Source organism: Paenibacillus artemisiicola (assembly GCF_017652985.1).
In the GTDB taxonomy this organism is placed as follows: domain Bacteria; phylum Bacillota; class Bacilli; order Paenibacillales; family Paenibacillaceae; genus Paenibacillus_Z; species Paenibacillus_Z artemisiicola.
The window spans coordinates 1-20858 of record NZ_JAGGDJ010000006.1 but is presented as its reverse complement, the minus strand read 5'-3'; the positions used below and the strand labels follow the sequence as shown (position 1 = coordinate 20858).

Annotated in this window: 15 protein-coding genes, 1 tRNA gene and 1 pseudogene; 4 read left to right on the top strand and 13 right to left on the bottom strand. The window is 64.8% G+C overall.

Annotated elements, in window-relative coordinates:
* Positions 1-4: 4 nt before the first annotated feature.
* The 7 genes and pseudogenes from I8J29_RS11700 to I8J29_RS11670 form a co-directional block, all read right to left on the bottom strand.
* Positions 5-808: a hypothetical protein gene (locus I8J29_RS11700; protein ID WP_208847798.1), complete on the bottom strand. Its 804-nt coding sequence runs from the start codon at positions 806-808 to the stop codon at positions 5-7.
* 39 nt (positions 809-847) lie between these two features.
* A complete protein-coding gene (locus tag I8J29_RS11695; RefSeq protein ID WP_208847797.1) occupies positions 848-1804 on the bottom strand; it encodes a carbohydrate ABC transporter permease in 957 nt (318 codons plus the stop codon).
* A gap of 14 nt (positions 1805-1818) precedes the next feature.
* Positions 1819-2742 (bottom strand): ABC transporter permease, encoded by a 924-nt coding sequence (locus tag I8J29_RS11690; RefSeq protein ID WP_090635559.1) that lies wholly within the window; start codon positions 2740-2742, stop codon positions 1819-1821.
* 82 nt (positions 2743-2824) lie between these two features.
* Positions 2825-4387, bottom strand: a complete 1563-nt coding sequence (locus tag I8J29_RS11685; RefSeq protein ID WP_208847796.1) for an ABC transporter substrate-binding protein — start codon at positions 4385-4387, stop codon at positions 2825-2827.
* 268 nt (positions 4388-4655) lie between these two features.
* Positions 4656-4727 (bottom strand): annotated as a pseudogene (locus tag I8J29_RS34620) (hypothetical protein); the annotation flags it as partial.
* Positions 4728-4766: 39 nt separating this feature from the next.
* A complete protein-coding gene (locus tag I8J29_RS11675; protein ID WP_208847795.1) occupies positions 4767-10541 on the bottom strand; it encodes a sugar-binding protein in 5775 nt (1924 codons plus the stop codon).
* A gap of 126 nt (positions 10542-10667) precedes the next feature.
* Positions 10668-12128 (bottom strand): ABC transporter substrate-binding protein, encoded by a 1461-nt coding sequence (locus I8J29_RS11670; protein WP_208847794.1) that lies wholly within the window; start codon positions 12126-12128, stop codon positions 10668-10670.
* A gap of 65 nt (positions 12129-12193) precedes the next feature.
* Here I8J29_RS11670 and I8J29_RS11665 point away from each other — a divergent pair, with 65 nt between their 5' ends.
* The gene (locus I8J29_RS11665) at positions 12194-14035 is read left to right on the top strand and encodes a cache domain-containing sensor histidine kinase (protein ID WP_208847793.1); all 1842 of its coding nucleotides are present in this window, start codon (positions 12194-12196) and stop codon (positions 14033-14035) included.
* Positions 14010-15620 (top strand): response regulator, encoded by a 1611-nt coding sequence (locus I8J29_RS11660; RefSeq protein WP_208847792.1) that lies wholly within the window; start codon positions 14010-14012, stop codon positions 15618-15620. Before I8J29_RS11665 ends, I8J29_RS11660 begins: the two co-directional genes overlap by 26 nt.
* Here the strand turns inward: I8J29_RS11660 and I8J29_RS11655 are convergent.
* From I8J29_RS11655 to I8J29_RS11635, 5 genes are all read right to left on the bottom strand, one after another.
* On the bottom strand, positions 15562-15894 hold the full coding sequence (locus I8J29_RS11655; protein WP_208847791.1) for a hypothetical protein: 333 nt from the start codon (positions 15892-15894) through the stop codon (positions 15562-15564). The genes I8J29_RS11660 and I8J29_RS11655 overlap by 59 nt on opposite strands.
* Positions 15865-15951, bottom strand: a tRNA-Leu gene (locus I8J29_RS11650). The genes I8J29_RS11655 and I8J29_RS11650 overlap by 30 nt, the downstream gene beginning before the upstream one ends.
* A 185-nt stretch (positions 15952-16136) precedes the next feature.
* Positions 16137-16346 (bottom strand): hypothetical protein, encoded by a 210-nt coding sequence (locus I8J29_RS11645; protein WP_208847790.1) that lies wholly within the window; start codon positions 16344-16346, stop codon positions 16137-16139.
* Between the two features lie 126 nt (positions 16347-16472).
* On the bottom strand, positions 16473-16793 hold the full coding sequence (locus I8J29_RS11640) for a hypothetical protein (RefSeq protein WP_208847789.1): 321 nt from the start codon (positions 16791-16793) through the stop codon (positions 16473-16475).
* 77 nt (positions 16794-16870) lie between these two features.
* Entirely contained in the window at positions 16871-17443 is a 573-nt protein-coding gene (locus I8J29_RS11635) for a xanthine phosphoribosyltransferase (protein ID WP_090635547.1), read from the bottom strand.
* Positions 17444-17620: 177 nt separating this feature from the next.
* Between I8J29_RS11635 and I8J29_RS11630 the strand changes: the two genes are divergently transcribed.
* Both I8J29_RS11630 and I8J29_RS11625 read left to right on the top strand, forming a co-directional pair.
* On the top strand, positions 17621-18328 hold the full coding sequence (locus I8J29_RS11630) for a hypothetical protein (protein ID WP_208847788.1): 708 nt from the start codon (positions 17621-17623) through the stop codon (positions 18326-18328).
* A gap of 274 nt (positions 18329-18602) precedes the next feature.
* Positions 18603-19643, top strand: coding sequence for a YkvI family membrane protein (locus tag I8J29_RS11625; protein ID WP_208847787.1), 1041 nt, complete (start codon positions 18603-18605; stop codon positions 19641-19643).
* Between the two features lie 211 nt (positions 19644-19854).
* Here the strand turns inward: I8J29_RS11625 and I8J29_RS11620 are convergent.
* On the bottom strand, positions 19855-20858 hold a 1004-nt coding region (locus I8J29_RS11620; RefSeq protein WP_420831116.1), incomplete at its 5' end, for an ATP-binding protein.

Below are 20858 nucleotides of genomic sequence, written 5' to 3'. Positions count from 1 at the left end.
CAGATCAGCCGCTGATGAGCGAGCGGTTATAGTACGCTTCGAGCCCGGGAATGTCGGTCTCGATGCGCGGCAGCGCCGCTTCGGCGCGCGCGATCCGCGACCGCCAGCGCGTCGCCGTCTCCGCTTCCCAGACGGCGAGGCTCGAAGGCGCTTCGACCTCGCGGCCGGCTTCGCCGAGCACGACGGCGATCCGGAACGCCGCCTCCTCGCCGTCCCCCAGGACCGCGGAGAGGCCGTCGTGCAGCAGCGTGATTCGTACTTCTTCGTTCTCCCACGCATCCGCGCCGGCGAGGCGCGCCGGGACCGTCCCGCCGGCCGGCGGGCTGAACCTCCACTCGCCGAGGGGCACGCGGCGGACCGGGCCGGGTTCGAGCGTCGGCGCGAGGTCGATCTCCAGGATGGTGCCGCTCCGGTTCGCGACGCGCACGGTCAGGACGAAGCCGGCGCGCCCGGTGAGCGGCACCAGGTCGCTGACGACGGCGAACGAGACCAGCCCCCGCGCCTTCAGCCAATGGTACGTGCCGCGCCGGACGATCCGGTCCGGCCGCCACGCCGCGCCCGCGAACAGCAGGCCGCAGTCGCGTTTGCCCAGATTGCCCGTATCCTCGACGGGCATGCCGCCGGCGGCGAAATCGAGACGCAGGGCGAGCGCGCCCGCCGCGTACGGCGGGGAATAGCAGCCGCTCACCCCCGTCACCGTGCCGTGGCGGGGCGCCGCGACGCTGTACAGGCTCGTCGCCGCGATATGCTCGGGCGGCGCCGTGCTTTTGCGCAAGTCGAGCGCGTAAGGATCCAACGGGTCGTTCACGTTCGGAACAGCCTCCTTCTGGCGGCTTGACGCGTCGCCTTAGCCTTTGACGGCGCCGACGGTCAAGCCTTTCACGAAATATTTCTGCAGGAACGGGTATACGAAGACGATCGGGCCGATGCCGACGATCGCCATCGCCATGCGCACCGTCTCGGTCGGAATCGCCGCCGTCGCGTTGCCGGCGACCGTGGCGTCGACCAAGCCGGAATTCAAATATTGGATGTTGTAAATGGTCTTGTACATCAGGTACTGCAGGCTTACCAGCTTGTTGTCGCTGATGAACACCGAGCTCGTGAACCAGTCGTTCCAATACGCCAGCGTCTGAAACAGCCCGACCGTCGCGAGCACCGGCGACGAGAGCGGCAGGACGATCCCGGCGAAAATCCGGAACTCCCCCGCCCCGTCGATCTTCGCCGATTCGATGAGCGGCTGCGGAATCGTGTTCGCGAAGAACGTCCGCATCACGATGACGTTGAGCGGCGCCACGAGATGCGGCACGACGAGCGCCCAAAGCGTATTGTTGAGCCCCGCGGCGTTATAGACGAGATACCAGGGCACGAGGCCGCCGCTGAACAGCATCGTGAAGAAGACGCCGAACGCCAGCGCGCCGCGATACGGCATTTCCCGCCGGGATAGCGGGAACGCGAGCAGCGCGGTCAGCAGGGTGCTGCTGACGGTGCCGATGAGCGTTACGAGGATGGAGACGCCGTAGCTGCGGAAGATCTGCGCCGCGTCCTCGAACAAGTACCGGTACGCGTACAAGGAGAAGCGCGCCGGGATGATGCTGTAGCCGCCCGTCACGATCGCCTGTTCGTCCGTGAACGAGACCGCGACGACGAGCAGCAGCGGATACAGGCAAGCCAGGCTGAGCAGCGCGAAGACCGCGATCAAGAGCGCGTTCGGAACGGCCGGCAGCCCGTTGTCCAGGCGGTCCTTGGCCGCGCGCCCCGGCTTGGGCCGGCCCGCGGAGACCTGCGCGTCGACATGTGCGTTCATTATTCCGTTTCCTCCTAGAAGAGCGCGTTTTCGCGGCTTGCGCGGCGCACGGCGAAGTTGGTCAGCAGCACGAGCGCGAAGCCCACGACCGACTGGTAAAAGGACCCCGCCGCCGACATGCCGACGTTGCCGCTGACGAGCAGCGACCGGTACACGAACGTGTCGATGACGTTCGTCGTCGGATACAGCACGCCGGTGTTGAGCGGCACTTGGTAGAACAAGCCGAAATCCGCGTTGAAGATGCGGCCGATCTGCAGAATGACCAGCACGACGATGACCGGCACGATCAGCGGAATCGTGATGCCGCGGATCTGCTGCCATTTGGAGGCGCCGTCGATGCGGGCCGCCTCGTAATATTCTTGATCGATGCCGACGATGGCCGCCAAGTAGAAGACCATGCCGTACCCGACGTTTTTCCACAGGTTGACGAGCGGCAGAATGACCGTCCAATACGCGGGCTCGGTGTACCAGGACACCGGTTGGAAGCCGAGCGGCTCCAGGATCGACTTGTTGATGAAGCCGTATCCGCCGAGGAACGCGTACGCCAAATAGCTGACGGCCACAAAGGACAGAAAATAGGGAAACAGCAGGCTGCTTTGAAAAAATTTCGCCAGCTTCCGGCTGCGCAGCTCGTTCAGCCCGACGGCCAGCAGGATGGCGATCGCCGTATTGACGACGATGAAGACCGCGTTGTACAGCACCGTGTTGCGGGTCGCCGTTAGGGCGTCCGGCGTCTGGAACAAATACCGGAAATTATCGATGCCTTCCCAAGGGCTGCCCAGGATGCCGCCCTCGAAATTGTAATTTTTGAACGCGACGATGAGGCCGAACATCGGCACGTAATTGTTGAAGATCAGCACCGCGGCCGGCAGCACGACCATGAGGAACAAGGCGCGGTACTTCACGAGATTGTGGATCAGTCCGGCACGGGGGCGCATGCGCTCCGCTCCTTTCGGCGTCGAGTAAGAGAGGCCGGCGCGTGGCGGCGCCGGCCTCCTGGTGTCGCTGCATCGGGTCGCGCTATTGCTTGCCGCTCAGGAACGCGTCGATTTGCTTCTGTTTCTCGGCGATCACTTTGTCGAGTCCGGCCTTCTTCATCTTGTCGATGAAGACCGGCAGTTCCTTGTCGGGATCCATGACCCCGGTGCTGAGACCGTCGATATACGCGTTGTAAATGTTGGTGATGGCGGCTTCTTCGTTCTTGACCGGCTCCGCGTTGTAGCTGAAGCCGACGATCGGCGACGGCTTCGCCGACGCGTTGAACGCCTTGTACGCGTCCCACTTCTGCGGATCCTCGTTATCCCACAGGTAATTGAGGAACTGGCTGCCGAACATGTAGTTGTTGCCCGGCGCGTAGCCGCTCTGTCCGGCCTGCGCGCCGTCCGGCAGCTTGATGACGTTGTCCGCCGCTTTCACGAAATGCGTGCCCTCGACGCCGTAGACGAGCGTGTTCAGCAGCTGCGCGTCCGTATGCAGCAGATTGATCAGCATCATGGCGCGCTCCGGATTTTTGGACGTCCGGGAGATGGCGGTCATGGCGCCGTTCAGGTCCCCGCTCGTCGTGTACGGCTGCGTCAGGACGACCTGTACCATCGGATGGCCCCACTGCTGGGTCAGCACCTTGTCCTTGCCCGGGGTCAGCTGCTGCCATTGCGCGAACACGGTGCCGGCCTTGTTGGACGGGCCCGCGTCCTTCTGCGTGGCGGGATCCTTCTGGAAGTAGCCCTTGAGGTTCCAATCCCGCATCAGCTTCAGCATCTGCTGCATCTCCGGCGTTTCCCACTGATCGACGACCGTCGTCGTGCCGTCCTGCTTGATCGCGCCGGGCACCGCGCCGATCTGCTCGAACGGAATGAGGGAAATCGTGTTCTTGCCGCCCCAGAACGGCACGACGTTCGGCTCCTTCGCCTTGATCGTCTGCAGCATCGGCTCAAGGTCGGCGTACGACTTAATTGTGCTCACGTCGAATTGGTACTTGTCGACGAGATCCTTATTCAGCACGATGCCGAATTCGCTCGCCATTTCTTTCTCGACCGGCACCGCGTAGTTCTTGCCGCCGATCGCCGTGCCCGTCAGCAGCTCGGGGTTCATCTGCGCCTTGGTCTCCGGGGCGTACTCGTCGATGAGCGAGGTTACGTCCAGGAACGCGCCCTTGGCCACGTTGCCGCTGAAATTGTCCCAGCCGGCCGTGAACAGCAGATCGAACGGCTCGCCGGACGCGACCATCAGGTTGATCTTCTGGCTCCAGTTGCCCCAATCGACCGCGTTGATCTTGACCGTGGCGTTGATCTTGTCCTTCAGCTGCTTGTTCAGCTCGGCCTCGACCGCGGCGACGTCCTTCTGCTCGGTGCCGGGGTAATAGATCGACAGCTCGACCGGATCCAGCGCCGGCTTGTCCCCGGCCGCGTCGCCGCCGTTCGCCGTCTGCGCGTTCGAACCTCCGCCGTTCGCCGGTTCCGCGGCGTTCGCCGCGTTGTTCGTTTCGTTGCCGCTGCCGTTCGAATTCCCGCATCCCGTCAGCGCGAGCGACGAGCCCATCGCCAAGACGAGCAGCGTCGAGGCGATTTTGGATTTGCGCTGCATGGAAACCCTCCTTTTGTGTATGAAGCCTGCATGAATGGTGGTGACAGTTCTCATTGTAGACGCTTTCGCCGCTGGGCTGAATCCAATTATCTACGGCGGCCTTTGAAAATCTATCGGATCGGGCCGAACGTCTCTCCCGACGAAAAAGACGGCCCCCGTTCGCGGGAGCCGCCCTTCATCCGCCTGCTTAGGCGTGCCGGCTGCGCTTGCCGGCTTACGTATGCCGGCTTCGCATGCAAGCTTGCGCGTGCCGCCCTCGCCTGCCGGCTTACGCCAGAATCAGCGCCGCGATCGCGGCGAAATCCGCTTGGTCGATCCTGCCGTCGCCGTTCAGGTCCGCGTAGCGGTACGTCTCGGCCCAACCGGCGTCGGCCGCCGTCTAGCCGTAATAGCCCGCGGCCATGGCGACGTCGCCGGCGCCGATCCGGCCGTCGCCGTTCAGGTCGCCGTCCCGGACGAGCAGCCCGTCGAACGCCGTCAGCGCCGCCTGCAGAGGCGGAACGGCCGCGTCGACGCCGGCTTGGTCGGCGTCGTCGTCGTCCGCGACGGCCTGCGCGGCCTGGATCGCGGCTTGCAGCGCCGCCTTGGCGCCTGCCCGGTACTGCCCCGGATGCGTGCCTTCCGCCGCGGCGTCCAGCTTGCTGCCCGCCGCGGCGAGCAGCGCGGTCAGCGCGGACTTGTCCACGACCGCGATTTGGACGCGCAGCTCCGCGTCCGCGAGCCGCGTCTCCTCGCCGGCCGGATTCGCCGCGACTTGATCCGTCGCCGCGATCGCGGCGGACGCGGACGCCTCCGGCGTCTTCGCCCGCAGCGTCACGCGCAGCACGTCCCCGTCCGCCGTCACCGCGTTCTCCGTGCCCGCCGCGGCAAGCACGAAGCGCACCGCGCCCGGCGCCGCCGTCTGGCCGGCGATGCCGAAGCCGGGCTTCGCCGCTTCCGCCGTCGCGAATTCGAACAAGGCGGGGTCGTAATGCAGCGTCAGCTCCTCCGCCGCGATGACCCCCTCCACGCCGGTCAGCCCGTACGTCAGCGCGAACGTCCGGCCGGCCGCGACGGATGCCGCTCCGTTCAAGGCCGGCGATGCGGCGACGGGACCGGCGGCCGAATCGTCATCGGCGTCGTAGACGAACGACACGCGGTTAATCGTGCTCGTCCAATTGTCGCATGCCGGGTCGCCGTACGGGAAGACGAGCTTCAAGTACCGGATGCCGGCCGGCATGTCGCCGGCGCCGACGAGCAGGGTGTCGTACCCGGCCGCGGTGCTCAGCATTTGCGCGCCTGCCGGAAGCGCCGCGAAGCTTTGGCCGTCCGCCGAGCCGTAGGCCGTGAACGGCAAGGCGTCGGGCAGCCCCGTCCAGTTCGTGACGTTCGCCTCGAACGACCGGATGTCCCCGGCCGGCGACGCGTAGATGACGTACTCCGGCTCCAGGCTGTCGTCGTTCGCGTGGATGATCCGGGTGCCGTCGCCGCCGTATTTCTCCACCTGCCCGCCGAGCGCGTTGACGATATGCCCCGACTTGCCCGACAGCTTGCTTAGATCGCCCGCCTCGTCAACGAAAGTCGCGGTTTCGCCTTCGTTCGGCGGCGCCGTCTCCCCGAAATGCTTGAACGCGACGTTCATCAGCTGTTCCTTCCAATTCTCGAGGCCCGGGAATTCGATCTTCAAATACTTGATGCCGGCCGGCAGCCCGCTTGCGGCATTGCGGAACACGCCGTAGCCGTTCGCGCCGCCGATCAGCGTCGAAGCCGCCGTGAGCTTGGTATACTGCACGCCGTCCGCCGAGCCGTAGAATGAAAATTGCGGCGTATTCGAGAAGAGCCCCGTCGTGACGTCGAAGGAATAGATATCCCCGGCCGGCGACCGGTACACGACGTATTCGGGCTCCGCCGGATTGTCGATGTTGTGCGCGATCCGGGTCGCGTCGTCCGCGAAATTCTCCGGATGCCCGGCGGCGTTGACGATGTGCGCCGATTTCGCGAACAGCTTGCTCAGATCGCCGTCGTCGTCCGCGAACGCCTCGAGTCCGTCCGGCTCCGGCGTCTCGTGCGCCGGCAGCGGCAGGCTCAGGTTATGGATCAGCAGCTCGCCGAACCGGGACGCGTCCCGCCAATTGTCCCCCGTGCCGCTCCACATGAGCTGGCTGTCGCGGTCGCCGCCGCTGCCCCCGTCGTCGTCGTTGTTGCCGACGTCGAACCCGAGCGTAACGTCGCGGGCGGGGCTGACGTTCAGCGACGTCCACGGGATGGCGATTTCGGCCGTATAGCCGCCGCTGATATCCCGCTGGGCGTATTGGACGTCCGCCAAGGCGCCGCCGATCACGGACAGCGCTCCGTCGTGCCAGCCGAGCGTCAGCTGGCGGTCGTGCGCGTCGTACGCGGTACCTTCGTTATGGTCGGCATCCAGGTAGACCTCGACCGAATCGTCCTGATACGCTTGCGCCGAATCGTTGCGCAGGTCCGCGTCGAGCACTTTGACGCCGACGTACAGATTCTCCGCGTCGGCGAGCGCGCCGAACGTCACGGCGTTATAGGACGCGCCGGTAATCGGCTTGGCGGCGCTCGCGCGAAGCTGCCACGACGGCTCGTCGAGCGCCCCGTCCACGATCAGCGCGCCGGACGGCTCGACCGCGACCGCCGCCGGCTTGCCGCCGGTCAAATACAGGCTGCCGAACGCCGCCGTGCTCCGCCAGTCGTCCGCGTTGCCGCGCCACATCAATTGGCTCTCGCGCAGCCCGCCGTTGCCGCCGTCGTCGTCGTTGTACGCGGCGTCGAAGCCGATGACCGCGCCGGCGGACGGCGGCGCGATGCCGATGCCGCCCCACGGTATGGCCAGCTCGGCCGCGAAGCCGCCCGCGATGTCCCGCTGGGCGAAGGCGATGCCCGCGATATCGCCGCCGACCGACAATTGGTCGTCGTGCCAGCCAAGCGTGATCTGATGGTCGTCCGAACCGTACGCGGAGCTGCGCGCGTTATCGCCGTCCACGTAAATCTCGACCGAGTCGTCCTGATACGTTTGGGCGCCGGCCGTGTCGTTGAACAGATCGGCGTCCAACACCTTCACCGCGACGTACAGGTTGTCGGCGTCCCACATCGTACCGAACGCGACGGTGTTGTCGGAAGCCCCGGTGATTCGCTTCTCGACGCGGTTATTGACGGTCCAGCCCGCCTCCGACAAGTCGCCGTCGATCGTCGGCGGAGTGTCCGCCTTAGCCGCCGGCGCGACGCCGGGCGCCAGCGAGCCGTCCTCGACGGGATTGGCCGTCACGGAGACGACGGCCTGCGCGACGTTGCCCGCGGGATCCTTCGCGGCGACCTGAATCGCGTTCTCGCCCTTGACCACGGGCACGATCGCCGTGAACGTCCGGTCCGGCTTCAAAGCCGCCGGCGTCCCGTTGACCGTCACGGCGGCGTCTTCGTTCACGCGGCCGTTCAGCACGTAGCTCGTGCCGGACGTCGCGTCTGTCTCAGGCAGCGTCAGCACCGGCGGATCGGAATCGTACACGACCGAGAGGGATGCCGGCGCGGCGGCTTGGTTCAGCCGGTTGACCGCCGTGACGGCGATCTCGTTCTCGCCCTTGCGCAGCGCGAGCGGCGCTTCGAACGCGAGGGACGCCGGCTCGCCGCCGCCCGCTTCGCCGCCGGAGCCGTCGCCGGCCGGAATACCGGTCTGGACGATCTTCAGGTCGTCGACGTACGGGTCGTAATAGACCGTATGCTCGCTCGCGAAGCCGACCGCGCGCACCGCGCTCCACGAGACGGGAAGCGCCGTCGCTTCGCCGGTCGCGGCGTCGTAATGCGGCGCCGCGTCGAAATCGCGCAGCGGAATCGCGACCTGCGTCCACTTCGCCCCGTAATCCGCCGCGGCGATATAAGCCGAGAGCGGCACGCGGGCTTCGACGACCGTTCCCCCGCTCGCCGATTCCAAGACGGCGGACAGGCTGTCGACCTTCGACTTCGTATAGACGTCGAAGCGCAGCTCGGCCGTGCCCGCCACGGCGGCGTAATCCTCCGACGCCGCCTGATTCGCCGCGTTCAGGAAATTAAACCCGGCGCGCGCGAAGCCCGGCGACAATTTGAGCCGCAGCGATCGGTTCCCTTCGGCCGGCGCGAAGACGGAGCCGGCATCCCATACGACCTGCGCGTTCGTCGTGAATCCGCCCTGGGCGGCGGTCAAGCCGGCGCTAGCCGATACGTAATTGTCGTTCAGGATCTGACGGAGCACGGCGTCCTCCGAGCCGCCCTCCTCCGGCGAGCCGACGGGATAGGTCGTCTCCTTCACCGTGTCGCCTCCGGCCGTCTGCTTGACGGTCACATCCGCGCCGCCGTTGGTCCGTCCCGTCACGGCGAACTCGCCGCGGTTGACGTACAGCGTTCCGCTCTGCTCCAGCGTCAGCCCCAAGTAAGCCGGGTCGTACCGGACGAACAGCGTTTCGGGCTCGCCCGCGTTGCCGGCCTCGTCCGCCGCCTCCGCCGTAATCGTATTGTCGCCGGGCTGCAGCGTCACGTTCGCGCTGAAGGCGCCGTCCGCCCCGACGGGCACGTCCTGTCCGTTGATCCGCAGCGTGCCCGGCTCGTCCAGACGGCCCGACACCGGATACGCCGGCGTACGCATCGCGTAATCGGCGTCGCGGACCGCGGAGCTGCCGGTCTGATCGAACACGATATGCGGCGGCGCCTGATCCCCGGCGGACGTCGCGACGACGGTCACGCTCCGCGCCGGGAGCGCGATGCCGGCGGCCGTGCCGCCGACCACGTTCCGCGACGCGGCCAGCGTCATGTCCTGTCCCTTGGGCACGGAGCCGGTCAGCTGGTACGCGTTCGCCGTCGCCCCGGTCAGCCCGTTCACGTTGACGGTCTTCGCCTCGTTCGTCGGATTGACGAGCAGCGCGACGGTCTGCCCGCCGTTCACGAACGCGACGGCGTCCATCCAGACCGCGTCCGTCGTCGTCAGGCCGGAGGCCGGATCGGCGCTGACCCGGCGCACCTTGGAGCCGACGGGCACGCGGTTGAACAGGTTGCTGAGCACGTAGAACGCCTTCGATTTCGTCACCGTGTACCCGTCCCCGTCCAGCAGCACTTCGCCGACGTCGGTCGGATGCCGGCCGTTCGCCCAGCCCAGCCACCAGAACCAATAATTGTCCTCGATCAGCGCCATGTCGCCCGCCAGCCGCTCGGCGGCGTTGATGGCCATGTCCATCTCCGACGCGCCGGAGACGAGCGTGCTGTACTCGGTCTGCCAGAGATCCTTGTCCGGCGCCCGGTCCAGCGCGTCGCGGAAACCGCGGTAAACGGCATCGTTGTCGAAGCCCTTCGCGAAATAGCTGTGCGACGCCAGTCCGCCGATCGCCCGGTTCAGCTCCGGATCGGCGGCGAGCGAAGAGAAGTTCTCCCCGAGCAGCAGCTCATTCTCGTGGTACGCGGCGCCTTCCGGCCCGAGAATCCGCACGTCCGTCAGCCCGGCTTCGTCGAGCTTCGCGCGGAGCAGCTTGGCGACGCGCTTGTATTGCGTCCCGTTATCGCCGCCCCAATAGCACCACTCGCTCACGATTTGCGACAGCGGCTCGTTCTGGAAGCTGAGCGCCTTCGGCACGCTCGCGCCTTTGTCCGCCAGCCAGCGGATCGCGTTCACGAGGTAGTCCGCGTACGCTTCTTCCTTCTCCGGCTTCAGCCGGACATGCTCCGAGCCCGTCCAGCCGTTGACGGTGGGCAAGGTCTTCATGCCGACCGGCGGCGACCAGACCGAGACGATGTAATCGTGCATGCCCCGCGTCTCCCCGGTCTGGATCAGATCGTAAATCTCCTGCATTTTGGCGTCGATCAGATTGCCGTCCCCGTCCCCGGCCACGGCCGGAATCATAACACGGAACAGCGTCGCGCCGAGATCCTCGAACAACGCCTCCTGCGCGCCCGTCTTGTCGGTGAAATCCCGGTTCCAGTCCGCGCGGTTCCACGAAGGGAACACGCCCCAGCCCTTCACCGTCTGCTGATCGTCCCCCGAAATATCGACGTCGTACGACGCGGCCGCCGCCGCGGTCGCCGCCGTTGCGGCCTCCGCCGAAGCCGCGGCCCCCGCCGGCTTGACGGGCAGCGCCGGGAGCGCGAGCAGCGCCGCCAGCGAAAGTCCGAGCGCTCTTCGCCATGACGAAAGAGTCATTAGTCCATCTCCTCTTCTGTGTGATCACCTCCAAGTGTATCCGCTTACATCCGGAACCGACATCCAATTATCTACGGCGGCTATCAATTTTCTATCGACATCGCGAACCGGCTCGAATTCCGCGCGCTACCGGCTCTTGTCGGCCGGAACCGCCGGCAATTTCGTCCCCGCGAGCGGGTGCAGCGGATCGAAATCCGGCATCACGTAGTCGTTCCGATTGATAAGCTTCTGGTACACGGCGTCGTTCAGCGACTTGTTGTACTGCGCGCTCAGCTCGTCCAGCGCTTCCTTCGGCTCGCGCAGCCCCTGCAAAATGTCCCGGTACGCCTTCATCCGCGCGGCATCCCCGAGATTGCGCTGGCTGAACTGCGTCGGCTCGTACTTCAAAATGAACTTCGGGTCCTTCGGGTAAATCGATTCCCCGCTCCCCGGCAAAAACCGCCCCATCGCCGGCAGCTCCGGCCGGTACCGCGCGTCCGCCGTCACGTCCCCGCGCGCGGGAATGACGTCGCCGGCCTTGTACAGCTCGCCGAGATAGCCGTCCGACAGCAGGTACCGCCACAGCGCGATCGCCCCGTCGCGATGCGCGGTCACGGCGTTGACGGCGAACGGCGGCTCGGGCTCGATCATGAGCGCCCCCTTGCCCCGGTCGGAAGCGTCGAACAACGGCGGCATCGCGATGCCCCAGGCGAACGAGGCCGGCGTCAGGCGATCGAGCGCGGCGATGTCCCGGCTCGACACGATCATCATCCCGATGTTCCCTTCCGCGAACTGCGTCAGCGCCGTATCCGCCTTTAGCGACATTTCGCCCGGGAACAAGCCGCCGTCCCGCTTCATCGCGAGCATCGCTTCGAACCAGGGCAGATAGACCGAGAAATCGTAGTTCCCTTTCGCGAAATCGTAATAATACGCCCCGCTGTACGTCCCCGCGGTCTCGAGCGGCTGCTGGAAGCCGGTCTCGTCCTCGCTCGCCGGCAGCGCGAAGCCGTACTTGCGGTAGCCTGTCCCCGCCTTGGACACGCGGACCGCGCACGCGGTCACTTCGTCCAGCGTGGAAGGCGGATCGTCCGGGTCGCAGCCGGCGCTCGCGAGCAGCTCCTTGTTGTAGACGAGCCGGACCGTCGACATGGCGGACGGGATCGCGTAGTAGTGGTCGTTCTGCTTCGTGTAGTCCGCCGCCCAAGCGGGATAGGCCTGGCGCACCTCGTCCGGCGCCGCCTCGGACAGGTCGAGCAGCCAGTTCTTGTAGATATAGCTCGTCAGCCAGCCGGTGCCGATCTGGAAGACGTCCGGGCCCTCGCCCGACGTCATCAGCAGGTTCAGCGACTCGTCGTACCGGTCGCGCGGCAGCTCGATCAGCTCCGCCGGCGTCTTCGGATGCTCCGCGTTATAAGCCGCGATCAGCCGCTCGACGTCCTTCGCCGCGGGGGAGTCCTCCACGGCGAGCTTGATCGTCTCCGGCGCCGCGGCCGCCGGGTCCGGCTCGGCGCCCGGATCCGCGGCGGAGCCGGCGCAGCCCGCGGCCGCCAGGAAAGCCAGGCCGGCAAGCAGCAGCTTCGCCGGACGAGAATCGACGCTTTTCATCATTTTGCAATCCCCTTATAATGGTCTGTAACCGCTGTCAACAACGTTCGGAAAGGAGCGGCCCCCGCATGCTTACGCTGCGCAAAGCTTCCGGCTGGCTTTCGTTCAACCGGGTAAGCCTGAAATACCGCCTGCTGCTCTATTTTCTGCTGCTCGTCATTCTGCCGACCTCGATCATTTCCGTGACGATCTACAACCAGTCGTACCGGACGATCACGGACAACATGACCGCCTCGGTGCAGAAGAACCTGAACATGATGGAGACGGTGCTGCTCAAAAAATTCGACGACATGGACGGGGTCGCCGATGCCATCTATCTCAATCCCGACATGATCGACATGCTCTCCGCCGACCGTCCCGCCGACCAGGTCGGCTTCGTCAACGAGCTGGCGAGCTTCAACAAAATCCTCGACGGCTACGCGCAGCCCGAAGGGCCCGGCAAACGGTTCGTGCCGAAGCTGTACATGCTGGACCGGCCCGAATACGTGCAGTACAACTTCTCGCGCAACGTCTCGACGATCAGCGAAATCGAGAAAGAGCCGTGGTACGCGGCGCTTCCCCCGAAAGCCCGCTATACCGTCGCGGGCCTGCAGGCGAAGTCCGGTCCCGGCGGCGCCGCGTACACGATCAAGCTTGCGAAGCGGCTGTTCGGCCTGAAGAACATGACGATTCCGTACGTCGGCCTTCTCACGATCGACGCCGACGTCGCCGACTTCAACGCCCTGCTCGCGCAGCTTAAGCCTTCCGCGAACAGCGCCGTCTTCATTCTCGACGAACGCGCGAACGTCATCGTCAGCCCCGATCCGGGGCTCCTCGGCCGGAGCCTGGCGGATCAGCCTTACGTGCCGGAGCTGCTGAAGCGCGGCGGCGGCGCCGGTTCGTTCGACGAGGAGATCGGCGGCCAAGCCGAGCTCGTCTCCTACCGCAAGCTGGCGGATCCCGGCTGGACCATCGTCTCCGTGTCCCCGATCAGCGACCTGAACGGCAAGCTGGTCGCCTTCCGCCAGGCCATGTACGTCGTGCTGGCGGCCTGCATGGCGCTCGCCTTCTTCATCGCCCTGCTGCTCTCGAACAACATCGCCAAGCCGATCCGCAAATTCGTCAAGACCATGTCCTACGCGCAGGAAGGCAATTTCGACATTCAGATTCAGTACAAACGGAAAGACGAATTCACGTACCTGTTCAGCCAATACAATAAAATGATAATGCAGATCAAAGAGTTGATCAACAAACTGTACGTCAGCGAGGTGAAGAAGAAGGAAGCGGAGCTGAAGGCGCTGCAGGCGCAGATCAATCCGCACTTCCTGTACAACACGCTCGATTCGATCAATTGGATCGCGCTGCGCCATGACGTGCCCGACATCAGCGAGATGGTGACGAGCCTGTCCGACTTCTTCCGGTACAGCCTGAGCAAGGGCCGGAGCGTCATCCCGCTCGAGGACGAGCTGCGGCAGGTCGGCAGCTACCTGGCGATTCACAAGTTCCGGTTCAAGGATAAGCTCGATTACGCCATTCGGGTCGATCCCGAGGTTCACGGCCACTATACGGTCAAGCTGGTGCTGCAGCCGCTCGTGGAGAACGCGATCCTTCACGGCATCGAGAAACGGCACGGCAAAGGCCGCATCGACGTCGTCGCCCGCAAGCGCGGCGACCGGATCGAGATCGAAATCGCCGACGACGGCGTCGGCGCCGATCCGGACGTGCTGAACGCGAGGCTGGAATCCGGCACCGGCGAGGACGGCGCGTTCGGGACGATCAACGTGAACCGGCGGCTCAAGCAGACGTTCGGCGAGCAAGCCGGCATCCGCTACCGGCGGCGGGAAGGCCCCGGCATCGTCGTCGTCGCGACGATGCCGGCCGTAACGACATGGGAGGAGAATGAAGATGCTCAAGATGATCATCGCCGATGACGAATACAACGTGCGCGCCGGATTGCGGGAGGTCGTGCGCTGGGAGGAGCTCGGCGTCGAGGTGGTCGGGGACGCGGCGGACGGGCTCGAGACGTACGATCTCTGCCGGTCGCTGCGCCCCGACATCCTGCTGACGGACATCCGCATGCCGATGATGGACGGGCTGGAAGCCGCGCGGAAGCTGAAGGACGACGGCGATCCGGTGCGGATCATCATCGTCAGCGGCGCGGAGGATTTCCAGTACGCCAAGACCGCGCTCAGCCTGAACGCGGACGGCTACATCCTGAAGCCGATCAAGCTGGCCGAGCTGCAGCAGACCGTCCGCAAGGTCGCGGACGCCATCGCGGCGGAGCGCAGCCGCGACGCGCGGACCGAACGGCTGCAGCGTCAGGTGCGCGAAACGATGCCGGTGCTGCGCGAGAAGTTTCTGGCGGGGCTGACGACGGGCATGTTCGCGGGCGAGGCAGAGATTCGGAGCGGGCTCGCCTTCCATGGGCTTCCCTGCTCGGCCGACGAAGCCTGGACGGCGGCGGTGCTGCGGATCGACGACTACGAGGAAGCCGTCGAACGGTACAGCGAGGCGCGCAAGCAGCTGCTTGCCTTCTCGGTCCAGAACGTGCTGGACGAGATCGCCGCATCCAACGGGGGAGCCGCCTTCGTCATGAGCGAGAACGAGCACGTCGTCCTCTTCCAGCCGAGGGACGGAAGCCGCGTCGCGGACATTTGCCGGGACATGCTGGATTGCATCCGGCACTACTTGAACCTCTCCGCGTCCTTCGGCATCGGCAGCCCCGCGCGGAAGGCGTCCGAGCTCCATGGCTCCTACCGCGAAGCGCTCGCGGCCATCAACTACACGTTCTATACGGGGAAGAGCTCGGTGCTCGACATCAGCGATTACCGGGCGGACGCGGACGGCCCGCGGTTCCCGAAGCTGTACGACGCCGAGGCCAAGCTCGTCGGCTTCATGCTGCAGGGGATGAAGGAGGCCGCCGAGGAGACGGTGCGGTACGTGTTCGACGCGCTGTGCGGCAGCCGCCTCCTCCCGGACGGTTACGCCCGGAGCGTCTGCGTCGAGCTCGTCAATATGGCCGACAAGGCCGTTGCCGAGGCTGGCGAGCGCATCTGGGACATCGCGCCGGGCTACGCCTCCGTCATGGCCGATGTCTACGGCATCCGCGAGGCGTCCGGGCTGCGCGAGACGATGCTCGGGCTGTTCGGCGAGCTCACGGCGCATTTCGCCCGCAAGCATACGCACAAGAACGGACGGACGATTCAGAAGATCAAGGCGATCGTCGCGCAATCGTACATGGAGAACGTCACGGTCCAGAAGCTGTCGGAGCAGGTGTACCTGTCGCCGAACTACATCAGTCTCGTCTTCAAGCAGGAAACCGGGGAGAGCTTGACGGAATACGTCACGAAGGTACGGATGGAAGCCGCCAAGGAACTGCTGAAATCGCCTGACCTGAAGATCCTCGAGGTCGCCGAAATGGTCGGGTACGAGAATGCCGCCTACTTCAGCACCGTGTTCAAAAAGTACGCCGGCATGCATCCGCAAAAATACCGCTCGCTGTTTCAGGCCGACTGACCGCCCGCGCGCGCGCGTTGCGAACTTCGGGAACTTCAGGATCTTCGGGAACTTCGGCAACTTCGGCAACTTCAGGAGCTTCAGGAACTTCAGGAACTTCAGGAACTTCAGGAACTTCAGGAACTTCAGGAACTTCAGGAACTCTCGGGAACTCTCGGAAACTCTCGGAAACTTCAGGATCATCAGCAACTTCAAGACAAATCAAAAAACCCCTTCCGAAAGGAAGGGGTTCGTCTTGTAAGGTTGGTGCGGTCGAGAGGACTTGAACCTCCACGGCTGTTACACCACTAGAACCTGAATCTAGCGCGTCTGCCAATTCCGCCACGACCGCATCTGGCAAATCGACCGCGGCAAGCGCCGCAATCACGTTCTTTATACTAGCATCCGTGCCAATTGAAGTCAAGAAATGCGGAAAAGTTCAAATTTTCAAACAATATCCGCTCGCATCTAGCTTTTGATCGCGCCTGGCATTGCGCCGCCCCGGGCATGCGAACGTACCCGGCCACCCCCCTGCGGCTAAACTTCGCTCCGCGGCGCGCCGACCGGCTCATATATGTAGCCGCGGCTCAGCTTCACGACCCTGCGGTTCCGTTTCCGGATGACGACGCTATCCGCGTCCCAGGCGACGACGATCCCGAGCACGTCGTTCGCTTCCATGTTGTCGCGGACGACCCGCAGCGGCGTGCCTTCGACCCGGTAACGGTCCAACTCTTCTTCCGTGATCATGCTTTCCCCCCTTCCCGCGCGCCGTCCGCTTGCGGGCGGCGCATTCCCATGCGGGATGCAACGCTCAAAGAACCCCAACGCCGCGGCCAGCGCGGCATTGAGGTTCCCGTTCCGTAATTCGCGTATTTAACCGACGTGCTCCTTGGAATCGTTCGTCTCGTACCACTCGTCGAGAACGCGCGAGGACATCACGCGGCTCGTCACGTACTCCGCCTGCTTCTCGGTAAACTGGCTCTTCCAGTCGATCTCGAGCTCCTCCGACAGCTTGATGAGCGTCAGCAGCTCCGACCACGCCACGTACCGTTTATACCAAAAGAATTGGGGATGTTCGATCATATAAGGATACAAGTCGTCAAACTCCGTATGCTTGCAGTCGAGCGCACGTTCAAAATGGTTTTTCGCGTCCGTCAACTTGGTTAATAAATACTCGGCAGATAGATTCGCCATATTTAGTGCCTCCCCCTCTCGTACTTATGAACATTATAAGTCAAAAAGCGGGTCCCGAAAAGATGCTTATTCTGGGACTAGGATTCGAAGACGATCTTGCCGCCCTCGAGCGACGCGATCTTGACGAGCGATTCCACCCGGATTCCCTGTTCGCGGATCGTCCGCGCGCCGGCCTGGAACGATTTCTCCACGACGATGCCGAGCCCGGCCAGCTTCGCGCCGGAGCGTTCGATGATCTTGATCAAGCCCCGCGCCGCGTCCCCGTTCGCGATGATATCGTCGATGAACAGCACCGTATCGTCCGCCGTCAGGAATTGACGGGAAACCATGATGTCCGTTACAATGCCCTTGGTAAACGAAGGCACCCGTTCGGTATACGCGTCGGAATCCGCGATCAGCGTCTTTTTGCGTCTCGCGAACACCAGCGGAACGTTCAGCGCCATGGCGGTCGCGAAGGCGACGGGAATGCCGGAGGATTCCACGGTAATGACTTTCGTGACGGTCGTCTCCGCGTACAAGCGCGCGAATTCCTTGCCCATCTCCAGCGTCAGCTGCGGATCGACCTGATGGTTCAGCAACGCGTCGAGCTTCAGGACGTCTTGATTCATAATTGTAGCTTCGCGCAGGATGCGTTCTTTAAGCAGTTCCATTCGCGTTCCCTCCACCAAAAAACCTTTTTCCGTTAAAGGTACCATATGGAAGGGGATTCGCGCAACCGGCGGGAATATATTCCAGGATGCCGACCGAAGACCGCAACTTTTCGCCCTCGCGGCGTGTCTAGTAATAACAAAGACCTTACAAAACCATTCCAACGGAGGTGCCGCGACATGAACACCGGCTACCCCAAACGAATCGCAAGCGCGGCGGCGGTCGTGCTGCTCGCCGTCACGCTCGCGGGCTGCCAAATGCGCGTGGCCGGCCTGTCGGCCGGCGATGACGCGGGCGGACAAGCCTCGGCGCGGAACGCGGGCCAAGGCTTGTCGGACAGCCCGCAGAAAGCCTACGACAACAAAAGCAAACCCGGCGGCGCGCCCGTGACGGGCAGTTTGAACGGCGGCGAGAATGCGGATCCGAACGCCGTGACGGAATCGTCGGCCGGCGGCAAATCCGCGCCTTCGGCCAAAACCGAGGAAGCCTGGAACGCCAAGGCGCCCAAGCTGTTCGGCATCGCGATCGGCGAAGCCGAAGCGTCCGCCTCCGCGAAGCTGGGCAAGCCGAGCGACGTCTACCCGCTCGACGACGACGGCGGCACGCTGTCCGTGAAGGAATACGCGGCCTGCTCCGTCGGCTTCTCGCCCGACAAGAAGGTCAAGTTCGTGGAAGTCTTCGGCCGGTCGGCCGCCACGGGACTCGGCGGTCTGCGCGTCGGCGACACGGCGAGCGCCGCGGTCAAGAAGCTGGGACAGCCGGGCACGCATACGGGCAGCGTGCTCGCTTACGACGCGGAAGGCGCCCTCTTGAAGCTGGATCTGGATCCGGACAACGAACGCATTCTATCGATCAAGCTGTTCGCTTCCGCGGAGAACCGGACGTAAGCGATGCCGAGGCAGGCGGAAAGTCCGGCACGAAGACGAAGGATTTCCGAAGGCGCGAATGCATCGAGATCATTCGGCAAACGCCAGAGGGCACGATAGGACGGAAACCGGCACGCGCGCGGGCGCGACCGGCTTTCCGTCCTATTTCGGTTGGATCGTAACCCCGCCGCCCCCGTGAATCCGGCGCTGCCGCATGGATTGTAGTCATGCCTGTCCCCGTTCGGACATACCTTTAAGAAGAGGCCGTCCACGAAAGGCAGGGATTGATCGATCCATGAGACGATTCACCACAGTCATCCAAATCGCGTTTACCTATATGGGGACCGTAGTCGGCGCCGGATTCGCGACGGGCCAGGAAATCCTGCAGTTCTTCACCCGCTTCGGCGTCGTCGGCGTCCTGACGATTCTGCTCGCCACCGCGATGTTCGTCTGGCTCGGCGCCAAAATGATGCTCATCTCGAACGACGTGCGGGCCAAATCGTACGAAGACGTCAACAAGGTGCTGTTCGGCGACCGGTTCGGCCGGTGGATCAGCCATTTCATGCAGCTGGTGCTGTTCGGCGTCTGCGCCGTCATGCTCGCGGGCGCGGGCGCGATTTTCTCCGAAAATTGGAACTTCTCCTACCAATCCGGCCTCCTGATCACGATCTTCGGCTGCTTCCTGTTGCTCCGCAAAGGGATGAACGCGATCTTGACGGTGAATTCGATCGTCGTGCCGGTCATGCTGCTGTTCACGGTGCTGATCATCATCGATACCGTGCGGACGCCGGGAGCGGGCCGGTGGATGATGCTCACGAGCGATTTCTCGCCGATCGCGGTGTGGGCGTCCCCGTTCTTGTACGCCGCGTTCAACCTGTCCATGGCGCAGGCCGTGCTCGTGCCGCTCGGCGGCGAAATCCAGGACCGCAAGGCAATCGTGTACGGCTCCTGGGTCGGCGGCATCGGCATCGGCTTCATGCTCATCGCGGGCCATATCGCCCTCTCGGTGTACATGCCCGGCATCCAGCAGTTCGCCATCCCGATGGGCGGCATCGCCCGCGAGCTGGGGCACGGCATCCAATGGATCTACATCTTCCTGATCTTCGCCGAAATCTTCACGACGCTCATCGCGGACATTTACGGGCTGACGCTGCAGCTGCAGGAACGCGTGAAGCTGTCCCGCACGCTGCTCACGACGCTGACGCTCGCCGCCTGCTACGTGGCCAGCCAGATCGGCTTCGGTACGCTGCTCTCCACCCTCTACCCGATTTTCGGCCTTATCAGTCTAGGCTGGCTTATCCTGCTGATCCGCCACAAGCTCCCGATGCGCAATTGACGGCGGTCCGGCATGGAAGGCGTTCAGCGGCGATCGGCCGGGGAGCCGCCAAGCGGTGGGCTAAAAGAGAATCAGGGCAGGGCTCCGCGGATGGTCATCATCGTTCCGGTGCGCCTTTGTCGGTTGCCGCGCGACCGGTCCGAAGCATGCTCGTCCGCATAACAAAAAAGCCCCCTTTGCAGGGGGCTTTTCAGCGTAGGGACGAAGGTGCCTACCTTGCCAGTTCCACCAGCTTGGCGGCCGGAATCCGTTCCAGCAGCAGCTCGCGCATCGGGTCATGGCAGGTGAAGAAGACGATTTGGCGGCGTTCGGCCAGCTCGCCCAGCACGTCCGCCGCCGCCCGCTGGCGGTCGCGGTCGAAATTGACGAACGGGTCGTCGAGCAGCAGCGGCAGCGCGTGCGCGGCAGCCGCTTCGTCGGCCAGCGCGAAGCGCATCGCGAGGTACAGCTGCTCCGCCGCGCCGCGGCTGAGGAAGCCGCTCTCCACCGTGCGTCCGTCCGCGGCTTCGAGCGCGATCGCGCCGACATCCTCGCGCAGCAGGATCCGCTTGTAGCGCCCCTCCGTAAGCCGGTTCATCAGCCGGGACGCTTCGCGCAGCACGGCCGGCTGCCGCTGCTCCTCCATGATGCGCTTCGTCCGCCGGATCATCGTCATGCTCACGGCCAGCACCGCGTACCGGTCGATCAGCGCCTCCAGCGCGGCGGCGGCGGCCTCGCGTTCGCCGATCAACCGCTGCCGGTCGCCGTCGCGCAGCAGCTGCTCCAGCCGCTGCCTGGCGCGCCCGAGCAGCTCCAGCTGCCGGCCGCGCTCCGCCTCGGCTTCCCGCCACGCGCGCTCCGCGCCGGCCGACTCCGCGCGAAGCGCGGCCTCGTCCAGCTCCGACAGCCAGACGTCCAGCCGCGCCTGCTCCGCTTCCGACAACCCCGCGGTCACCGTCGCGTTCAACCGGAACAGCTCCTGCTCGACCTCCGCCAGCCGTTCCGACCGCTCCAGCGCGGCCAGCCATGCCAATTCGTTCGCGACGCCGCCCGCCGCGAACCACCGCTCCTGCCGCGCCAGCAGCTCTTCCATCCGCCGGGCCAGCCCTTCCAGACGCACGGCCGCTTCCGCCCGCTTCTCCCGCTGCGCTTCGCGTTCCGCGCGGCGCGCGGCCTGGCCGTCGGCTTCCGCCTGCAGCAGGCGAAGCGCGGCCGCGGCATCGCCGCGCGCCCGCG

What these genes read in the sequence shown, in the direction of transcription:
- I8J29_RS11695 (WP_208847797.1), bottom strand. Translation starts at nt 1,804, where the DNA reads ATGAACGCACATGTCGACGCGCAGGTCTCCGCGGGCCGGCCCAAGCCG.
- I8J29_RS11660 (WP_208847792.1), top strand. Translation starts at nt 14,010, where the DNA reads ATGCTCAAGATGATCATCGCCGATGACGAATACAACGTGCGCGCCGGA.
- I8J29_RS11645 (WP_208847790.1), bottom strand. Translation starts at nt 16,346, where the DNA reads ATGATCACGGAAGAAGAGTTGGACCGTTACCGGGTCGAAGGCACGCCG.
- I8J29_RS11675 (WP_208847795.1), bottom strand. Translation starts at nt 10,541, where the DNA reads ATGACTCTTTCGTCATGGCGAAGAGCGCTCGGACTTTCGCTGGCGGCG.
- I8J29_RS11640 (WP_208847789.1), bottom strand. Translation starts at nt 16,793, where the DNA reads ATGGCGAATCTATCTGCCGAGTATTTATTAACCAAGTTGACGGACGCG.
- I8J29_RS11690 (WP_090635559.1), bottom strand. Translation starts at nt 2,742, where the DNA reads ATGCGCCCCCGTGCCGGACTGATCCACAATCTCGTGAAGTACCGCGCC.
- I8J29_RS11670 (WP_208847794.1), bottom strand. Translation starts at nt 12,128, where the DNA reads ATGATGAAAAGCGTCGATTCTCGTCCGGCGAAGCTGCTGCTTGCCGGC.
- I8J29_RS11630 (WP_208847788.1), top strand. Translation starts at nt 17,621, where the DNA reads ATGAACACCGGCTACCCCAAACGAATCGCAAGCGCGGCGGCGGTCGTG.
- I8J29_RS11625 (WP_208847787.1), top strand. Translation starts at nt 18,603, where the DNA reads ATGAGACGATTCACCACAGTCATCCAAATCGCGTTTACCTATATGGGG.
- I8J29_RS11685 (WP_208847796.1), bottom strand. Translation starts at nt 4,387, where the DNA reads ATGCAGCGCAAATCCAAAATCGCCTCGACGCTGCTCGTCTTGGCGATG.
- I8J29_RS11665 (WP_208847793.1), top strand. Translation starts at nt 12,194, where the DNA reads ATGCTTACGCTGCGCAAAGCTTCCGGCTGGCTTTCGTTCAACCGGGTA.
- I8J29_RS11635 (WP_090635547.1), bottom strand. Translation starts at nt 17,443, where the DNA reads ATGGAACTGCTTAAAGAACGCATCCTGCGCGAAGCTACAATTATGAAT.